Annotated in this window: 7 protein-coding genes; all 7 read right to left on the bottom strand. The window is 37.6% G+C overall.

Annotation, left to right across the window (positions count from 1 at the left end; genetic code table 11):
* Positions 1 to 423: 423 nt before the first annotated feature.
* Complete coding sequence (locus RZN25_16595; GenBank protein ID MEQ6378432.1) at positions 424 to 831, bottom strand: YtxH domain-containing protein; 408 nt, start codon at positions 829 to 831, stop codon at positions 424 to 426.
* Positions 806 to 1258, bottom strand: a complete 453-nt coding sequence (locus RZN25_16590; GenBank protein ID MEQ6378431.1) for a DUF948 domain-containing protein — start codon at positions 1256 to 1258, stop codon at positions 806 to 808. The genes RZN25_16595 and RZN25_16590 overlap by 26 nt, the downstream gene beginning before the upstream one ends.
* 528 nt (positions 1259 to 1786) lie before the next feature.
* The gene (murC, locus tag RZN25_16585) at positions 1787 to 3082 is read right to left on the bottom strand and encodes a UDP-N-acetylmuramate--L-alanine ligase (GenBank protein MEQ6378430.1); all 1296 of its coding nucleotides are present in this window, start codon (positions 3080 to 3082) and stop codon (positions 1787 to 1789) included.
* 154 nt (positions 3083 to 3236) lie between these two features.
* Positions 3237 to 4349, bottom strand: coding sequence for a nicotinate phosphoribosyltransferase (locus RZN25_16580; protein MEQ6378429.1), 1113 nt, complete (start codon positions 4347 to 4349; stop codon positions 3237 to 3239).
* A gap of 129 nt (positions 4350 to 4478) precedes the next feature.
* A complete protein-coding gene (locus tag RZN25_16575) occupies positions 4479 to 6512 on the bottom strand; it encodes a DNA translocase FtsK (protein MEQ6378428.1) in 2034 nt (677 codons plus the stop codon).
* A gap of 259 nt (positions 6513 to 6771) precedes the next feature.
* Complete coding sequence (locus RZN25_16570; protein ID MEQ6378427.1) at positions 6772 to 7572, bottom strand: DUF1444 domain-containing protein; 801 nt, start codon at positions 7570 to 7572, stop codon at positions 6772 to 6774.
* A 52-nt stretch (positions 7573 to 7624) separates the two neighbouring features.
* The gene (locus RZN25_16565; GenBank protein MEQ6378426.1) at positions 7625 to 8638 is read right to left on the bottom strand and encodes a PTS sugar transporter subunit IIC; all 1014 of its coding nucleotides are present in this window, start codon (positions 8636 to 8638) and stop codon (positions 7625 to 7627) included.
* Positions 8639 to 8713: the final 75 nt, after the last annotated feature.

Below are 8713 nucleotides of genomic sequence, written 5' to 3'. Positions count from 1 at the left end.
TAGCAATAATGGTCTATTTTAGTTTAGCATTCACAAAGGGATTCTTGAAAGCGTATTTTGCTTTCTTAGATCCCTTTTACTCTAGAGTTCAAACCCTAATTGACAAATCTAAATATTTTCCATATGCTATCAACCGACCAAAGATATAATGTAAAACTTCAATCAGTCGGGTCGCCCGCAGATTGTTAGCACCAAGGGTATGACCTAAAGGCCCTTGAATCAATCGGACATTTACGGGCAGCCAACCATGAAGCAAGTTTCATCAACAAGATGGAAAATTATGTTTTTTCATGGCGGTTTATCCCCTAACAGCTCGTTTCGTCTCACTTAAGACTTGAGGTGGGGTATGACTACCCGTTCATGCAGAATAACCTATGATAGTATAAATGAAGGGCATTCCATTAGATCGGAATGCCCTCTTCTTTAATGCTTCAAATTTTCTGCCGCATCTTCCACGGTATCTGCAATTTCCTCCGATGCTGTTTCTATCACTTCTTTGTTTCTTTTTAACTTGTCTTGAATCGTTTGTTTTGATTCCTTTACTCGATCACCAATTTGTTGACCTTTCTCTGAAATCGTTTGAGTGAGGCTAATATATTGATCCTTACTTACCTCTTTTAACTCTTCCCCTTTCTCATACGCTTGATTTTTCATATCTACCGTGCGATCCTTAACCTGCTCGTTAATATCTCCTCGAAGCTCTCTGCCTGACTTAGGAGCAAATAACAAGGCAAGAGTAGCACCAACTAAACCTCCAATTACTGAGCCTAAAAAGAATTCCTTCCCATAAGAATTATTCTCACGATCATTTGATTTGTTCTGATCTACCATCGTAATCCTCCATCCTTTTATTCGTTCTTTTGAATTTCTTCCACAAATCTAGTGCTACATTTCCCCACTGCATAGCTTGTACAACATTTTCCTTATTTTGATTCGCAGCATCATGGATGTCCCCAGATATGGACCGTAGGGACTGATTAAATTGTTGAATGGTTGTTCCAACTCCTTGTACACCATCCACCACACTATTTAGCTTTTGGCTTTTTTCTTGAATATCCTCAGCCAATAGATTTGTTTTATTTAATAAAGACGTCGTCTCTATTGATATACCCTCTAACTGTTTTTCTAAACCATCGAGTGTGTTTGCCACCTGACTAAGGGTTTTCTGAGCAGACTTTAACGTTCTTCCAATAAAAAAGACCAGAATAGCAAAAGCGATGGCAACAATCAGTGCTGCTATATAAAGTAAGTCGATCATTTTTTACAGCTCCTTTAGTATGTACTCTATAGTTTATTGATACCCCAAAAAAATGTCGCATAAACTAATTTAATAATTCTTTATTTAATCGCGAATATCCTGCTTTTATTTGAAATCTTAACATTCTTCTCTCTTAGAAAAAAAGGAGCCCAAAACTGGACTCTATTATCGGTCTTGTGCGAGAAGATTTTTTCTAAAATTAATATGCGGTTTCCAACAAGTGGAATGCGGTGTATCAAATCCTAAAAGACATTCCAAGTTTTTGGTTTGCTGACAACTCTCACAGCTAAAGCAGTGGGGTTTTAGGATACTAACAAGCTTCTCTGTAATTTAGAGTTCTCTTCTTGCGTAAGGCTTCACCAAACGGGTGAACTCTCCTCTCAAGAACTCTTCTGAGAGTTTGAGAGGAGGAAAGGAAATCCTACAAAGATAGAGAGCCGAAAATCCATTGCTTAGTTGAACGAGTATGGTCTGTTTTTTATAGAATTCCCTTCCTCAAAAATTCGATAGAATTTTAGGTGGGGGAGTTCAATTAGACAGCGACTCATATTTTTCTTGAAACTTTTGAATATCGCCTGCTCCCATAAATAACAAAATGGAAGAACTATGATTTGATAAGACTTCTGTATGATCTAAATTAAGAACTTGTGAATTAGGTATTAAGTCTGCTAGGTCTTTTATCGTTAACTCACCCGAATTCTCACGAGCAGAACCAAATATATCACATAAATAGACATGGTCTGCAAGCTTTAAGGATTCTGCAAATTCATTTAAGAAAGTTCGTGTTCGTGAAAATGTATGGGGTTGAAAAATTGCTATTATTTCACGACCTGGATACTTTTTTCTAGCACTATCTATCGTAGCTTCGATTTCCTTAGGATGATGGGCATAATCATCAACAAGGATTTGATCATTGTGTTTTTTTTCAGAAAATCTTCTTTTCACCCCACGAAAAGTCTTTATTTTCTTTATATCCTCAGCATCCATACCTTCATATTGGCATAGAGCGATAACGGCTAAGGCATTAAGCACATTGTGATTCCCATAGGTAGGAATAGTGAACGTTTGATAATAATCGCTTCTAACAAATACATCAAAAGTGGTTCCTTCTTCTGTCTCTATCACATTTTGAGCTTGAAAATCACTGTTTTCCGAAAAACCATAATAAACAACTGGTACCATGGCTTGAATATGCTGAAGCTGTTCATCATCTCCACAAGCTATTATCCCTTTCTTTACTTGCTTTGCCATCTCCTGGAAAGCATTAAACACATCTTCCATACTATTGAAATAATCAGGATGATCGAAATCAATGTTTGTCATAATCGCATAATCAGGTTTGTAGGCAAGGAAATGTCTTCGATACTCACATGCTTCAAAAACAAAATATTTGCTCTTTACATTTCCCTTTCCAGTTCCATCTCCAATTAAATAACTAGTCGGATACGATTGACTTAGCACATGGGACAGCAATCCGGTTGTTGTTGTTTTTCCGTGTGCCCCCGTTACAGCAATACTTGTGAATTTCGTTAACCATTCGCCCAGAAAATCATGGTAGCGATAAAAAGGTAACCCTAACTCCTTAGCTCTTACAATTTCTTCATGGTTATCTCCAAAAGCATTGCCAGCAATTACAGTTAATCCTTCACGAATATTTTCTTCAGTAAAAGGTAAAATGGGTATATTTTTTTGTTCCAAAGCAGTTTGTGTGAAAAAACGCTTTTCAACATCAGACCCTTGAACCTGTTCCCCACTATCATGGAGAATTTGAGCCAAAGCACTCATTCCTGTACCTTTAATTCCAACAAAGTGGTAAATGGTCATAAAAAAAGAACCTCCACAATCATGAGTCATCTTGTATGCATAGTATATGATTTCAGTGAGGAATGTGCCCCTCTAAAATCTTATGTACTTATCGAACTATTATAGCAAAAAGATTATAAAAGGTGAATCGCTAAAGAAAGAAGAATCAATTGCATCAATTCTTCTCTCTATATTCTACCTTTTCCAATCTTGGATTCGGGTTGTATTTTCTACCTTTTTTAGCTTCAGGTTCTCCATTTAAAAGAACATTATCCCCTGTAAACCCAACATTTATTTTTAATAAGTTACTTCCCACTCCATACATGTCAACAGGAACTCCACGTTTTTCAAATTCTCGAATTCTATCTTCTGTAAACCCACCACTTGCCACGATCTTTACATGTTGAAACCCTTCCTCATCTAAAGCATTTCTTAAAGCGAAGATAAGTTCTGGATTTACACCTCGAGGATCAAATTTTCCCATTAAATGTTGGTTTCTAAAGAAATATTTATCTACCATTGTTCTTGAAGTGTCAAGACGTACAGCCACTAACTTTTCACCAAATTCTCTGGCTACCTTAAGAGAATCAGTAATTACGTCGTTGTTATAATCAACCAAAGCCATAAGATCATCATCAGGGTAACATTTATTGTAGGCCTTTGTCGCTTCAACAATATCCCCTTTAAATAATTGGATCAATGCATGCGGCATTGTTCCCATTCCTTGCTTCCCCCACCACTCATTCATGGCATGTGTTGCTTGAGCGGTAGACCCCCCGATGAAAGCTGCATAGCCATCACCAGATTGTTGTGTAAAATGATCGTCTCTATCACCCATAAAAATGATTGGTTTTTGCTTTCCAGAAACTCTTGCAGCCTTTACTACCTGATAAACATTGGTAGCCACGGATGTTCTTCTGGCTAATATCCCATCGATAAGACCTTCAAGAAAGCCAAAATTTTGATAAGGGCCAGTGATCGTCAAAACAGACTCATAAGGCTCAATCTTGTCTCCATCCTTAAGAGAATAAACCTCTAGGCTTTCAGGCTGTTCTGCAAACGTATGAATGAGAGCAATCGCTTCATCAGTTCCGCATAATACGGTATGTTGTTTCTGAAAGAATTGCATGGTTACAATATTATCAGGATGTTCTCGTTGCACAATTTCTTTTGTTTTTAAAAAATATACAGCAGAAAACCAGCCTTCTTTTACTCTCTCATCAAACTTAAACGTTTTATTTGTCAGTCGACTGATTTCACCTTTCATTTTTAATTCAAACTCTTTCATAAAAGGACTCCTTACCGTCTATCCAAAGTTTCCGACATTATTTATTCTATTACCTTTACTATGATAATCAATAGGTATTGAAAAAGACAAGCTTTTATTTATTATTATACCCTAAATCTTTTTGTCTAATTAGGATTCTGTCAGATAACTAGAGACTAGAACTTCTCTTGGCTTGCTTCCATTCGCCTCGGAAACTATACCATTTTCCTCTAGTTGATCCAGCAATCGTGCTGCACGATTATATCCAATTCTAAACCGCCTTTGAAGAAGAGATGCACTTGCGCTGCTTTGATCAATAACAAATTCAGCAGCTTCTACGAAGAGCTCATCTACTGCCTCTTCATTGTCCATTTTTTTAACTAGTTCTTCCTGCTCAAACCAATACTCCGTTGGGAACTCCTGTCTAATAAAATCTGTAATGTTATCAATTTCATCGTCACTGACAAAAGCTCCTTGAAGTCGTTTTGGTTTTCCTGTCCCATTCTCCAGAAAAAGCATATCCCCTTTTCCTAATAATCTCTCAGCACCCGACGCGTCTAAGATGGTTCGAGAATCAACCTGTGAGGATACACTAAAAGCAATACGAGTCGGAATGTTTGCTTTAATTAATCCAGTAATAACGTCTACTGAAGGTCTTTGCGTTGCAATTAACAAATGAATTCCACAGGCTCTTGCTTTTTGGGCAATTCTACATATGGAGTCTTCAACATCTTGCGGTGAAACCATCATTAAGTCTGCCAATTCATCAATGATGATTACTATATAGGGCATTTTATCCCCATTTGCTTTACTATTGTACCGATCGATATCTCGAACTCCCGCTTTAACAAACTGTTCATATCTTTGTTCCATCTCTTCCACTGCCCATTTAAGTGCATTGGTTGCAGCCTTTGAATCTGTAATAACAGGAGTTACTAAATGGGGAAGGTTCCTATATGGAGCTAGCTCCACCATCTTCGGATCTATGAGCAATAGTTTCACCTCTTTAGGCGAAGCTTTGTATAATAAGCTAATTAGAATAGTATTAATACATACACTCTTCCCTGACCCTGTTGCTCCTGCAATTAAACCATGGGGCATTTTTTTCAAATCAGTCAGGATGGGTTGCCCCCCAATATCTAATCCCAGACCGACCATTAAAGGTGACATACTTTCTTGAAAAACTTTTGAATCTAAAATTTCTTTTAACACTACTGCTACGGGCTTCAGATTTGGAACCTCAATTCCAATCGTATTTTTCCCAGGTATTGGAGCCTCAATCCTAATATCCTTTGCAGATAAATTTAGTTTAATATCATCACTCAAATTCGTAATCTTGCTTACTTTTACACCAGGAGCTGGTTGAACCTCAAATCTTGTAACAGCAGGCCCCCTCATGACACCAACTACTTTTGCCTTAATATGAAAATGATGTAGAGTTTGAGTAAGCAATTCCTCTTGCTCCTTTATCCATTCCCCATCATTAGTAGTTTCTTTTGATGGAGAGGAAAGAAAATCAAAAGGAACCAAAGGAGCCAGAGTTTTATTCTCTACCTTGGAAGTACCGACTTCCATTTCTTTTTCTCTTTGAACTCTTATACGTTTGTCACCAGGTGTCATTAGGACGTTGAATGGAATCCTTCGTTTAGGAGGTTCCGATTCCACAACATTCCTTTCCATATGGGGGTTTTCTTCTTTTTCTATGCTACTTGCCTGCACTTTTTCCTCTTTATTTTTATTATCCACTTCCTGGATGACTTTTGTATCTTCTTCCTTTTCAATAGAAACTTTATCTATGAATGGTCCAGAGGAGTTACCCTCCTTGCGTCTTTCGAAGGCTGGTTTCTGCTCAACTTTTCTTTCTAGTGATACACTTCTTATTTCCTTATCTCCTTCTTTTTTGAACCCATATACTGGGGAAGGAACATCCGAACGTATAAATCTGGTTACCTTTTGAGATTGTGAATTGGTTTTTTTTGAAAAAGAAGGCTTTAGATTTGTTTCCTGTACTCTTTCTACTGATTGAAAAAAATCAGATCTTCTAGGATATTGATAAACAATTTTCGTCTGAATGTCTTGTTCTTTCGGAGTAATGTTGGAAGAGGAATAGAAAATTTTCTCCTCTACTTCTTCCTCTTGATGCTTCCATTTCTGTACCCATTGTTTAATATCATTCCATTTCATGTAAAGCCCTCTCTTTTATGTAACATTGCTAGACAAATACACCCGTCGATGCATATGTCTCTTTATCACGCATTAACGGTCAGTAATACCCCACTCAAGTCTATTTGAAACGAAAAGAGTAGGTGTGGGACGGCCACTGATTGTAGTTTCACTTTATTTTAACAAAAATCATTATAAAAAAGGACCTTTTCATGCTTCTAGTGATAGATATTTTCCTCTTAGACAAAAGACTCACCTAATGGCGAGTCTTTTTCTTGATTTATTTCTTTTTATTTTGTGCAAGAATAAAGATTGGTTCTAGTTTCTGATCCTCATACAAGAAAGGTAGAGCTGTTACAGGAACACGTCCTTCAGCAAAAAACTTCATGGTTATTTGCGCAAGGATATCATAGCCTGTTTCGTTTTGAATATCAGCTGCTATTAAAACGTCCTGATGTGGTATAGCAAAAGCAAATTCACCTTTTATTTCCGCTTTCAATTTTTCTAACTCACTAATGTTTAAAATACGACTAGCATCGTATCCATCATTCTTGGAATGAAAATAAAATGTATTCCCCGCAACTGTTTCCGACTTCCAAGAGACAGGGAGAGAGCGAACATTAAAGGTAGCCACCTCCCGAAGCTGATTCTTCGGCCAATTTTCTGATTGAAGCCAGGCTTCATCAATTAATCGATAGCTCTTCCCAAGATCTAGAGCATAGTAAATCCTAGTTTCGGCTGTATGCTCATCAAAAATCAATCGCTGGCCAGATTTCGTTTCCTTTGGGAAAGAGGCTGAGCGAATAACAGGATAAATATCTTTTTCTCTACCTTGAAGCATTTGTTCTTCATTCATAACCGTCAAAGCTTCCCGCACAAAATCTTCCAATTCCGTAAAAGCTGAATCTCCTTTTTCCTCCCACTTCGATATAAAAGGCGGAAGCTCTATTTCAATCCCTTGATTACTATCTTTCTTTTCGATACGAACCGAATCTTTATCTTTGTCATAAGTGATTTCCCATGAATATTGAGAAAAGCGTTCTTCAAGAAGCTTCTTCATTTTTATACTAGTCATTCTCATTTAAGTCTTTCACTCCCTTCAAGGGGTATAACCCATAACTAGTTTAGCACAGCTATTGGTTAATTTTCATATCTCCAAGCTTGATCCACCCTATTTTTCTTAACCATTCTGAGAGCAGTAAGCTAATAACAGCTGGTGCAATAATATGAAGACTAAGGACTGTCCAAAATACACCCCAACTAAAACCCATCACCTGAAAGGTCATAATTTGTCCAACCAAGCCACTCGTGCCCATTCCGGCACCTGCAGCATTTGTTTCCATTTGAAACATCATAATTCCAATCGGACCAAGAATTGCCCCAGCAACTGTAGGAGGAATCAATATTATTGGATTTTTCAATATATTAGCTACTTGCAGCATAGACGTACCAATTCCTTGAGCAAGAAAACCCCCAAACCCATTTTCACGATAACTAGATACAGCAAATCCAATCATTTGAGCGGAACATCCAATAACAGCGGCTCCAGCTGCTAATCCATCTAACTGCAACATAATAGCTATAGCTGCACTTGAAATCGGAGCAGTTAAAGCTAGACCCATGAGAACCGCAACAACAATACCCATAATGAGCGGTTGTTGATTTGTGGCCCACTTAATAATATCTCCAAACCAAACCATAAATCGATTAATCCCTGGTCCAATCGTCGATCCTACAAAATAACCAACAGAAATAGTTACAAGTGGTGTAAGTATGATATCAATTTTTGTACTTTTACTTACAAGTTTACCAATTTCAACAGCCAATACTGCAGCAATATAACTTCCTGCCGGACCGCCAAGTACTGCTCCAAAAGCACCAGCAAACAAAGCAGAAAAGGCAACTAGTGGTGGAGCTTGCAATCCGTAAGCAATTGCCACACCTATGGCTCCTCCCCACACTTTCACGTCTTTTGCAAATGCCCCCATTTCCTGCAGAGCAGGGAGATTTAACTGCGTTCCGGCTGTTTCAATTATTAATCCTATAATTAAAGATGAAAACAATCCAAGCGCCATATAACTTAATGCCGTTATAAAATATTCCCTAGGTGATAAAGAAACCCCTTTTTTCTTTAAAAATTCTCTCACAAAATTTCCCCCAATCTCTAATATTTCTCAATTCTATCTTTCCTATCATACCGAAGATTCATTCCTTGCTCAATG

The sequence above is a fragment of the Bacillaceae bacterium S4-13-56 genome, assembly GCA_040191315.1.
GTDB lineage: Bacteria > Bacillota > Bacilli > Bacillales > JAWJLM01 > JAWJLM01.
Note: the sequence above shows the minus strand (reverse complement) of the source record. Positions and strands in the feature narration are given on the sequence as shown.

Excerpts from the sequence above, each read along its gene's own strand:
- RZN25_16595 (MEQ6378432.1), bottom strand. The coding sequence starts at position 831 with ATGGTAGATCAGAACAAATCAAATGATCGTGAGAATAATTCTTATGGG.
- RZN25_16590 (MEQ6378431.1), bottom strand. The coding sequence starts at position 1,258 with ATGATCGACTTACTTTATATAGCAGCACTGATTGTTGCCATCGCTTTT.
- murC (MEQ6378430.1), bottom strand. The coding sequence starts at position 3,082 with ATGACCATTTACCACTTTGTTGGAATTAAAGGTACAGGAATGAGTGCT.
- RZN25_16580 (MEQ6378429.1), bottom strand. The coding sequence starts at position 4,349 with ATGAAAGAGTTTGAATTAAAAATGAAAGGTGAAATCAGTCGACTGACA.
- RZN25_16575 (MEQ6378428.1), bottom strand. The coding sequence starts at position 6,512 with ATGAAATGGAATGATATTAAACAATGGGTACAGAAATGGAAGCATCAA.
- RZN25_16570 (MEQ6378427.1), bottom strand. The coding sequence starts at position 7,572 with ATGAGAATGACTAGTATAAAAATGAAGAAGCTTCTTGAAGAACGCTTT.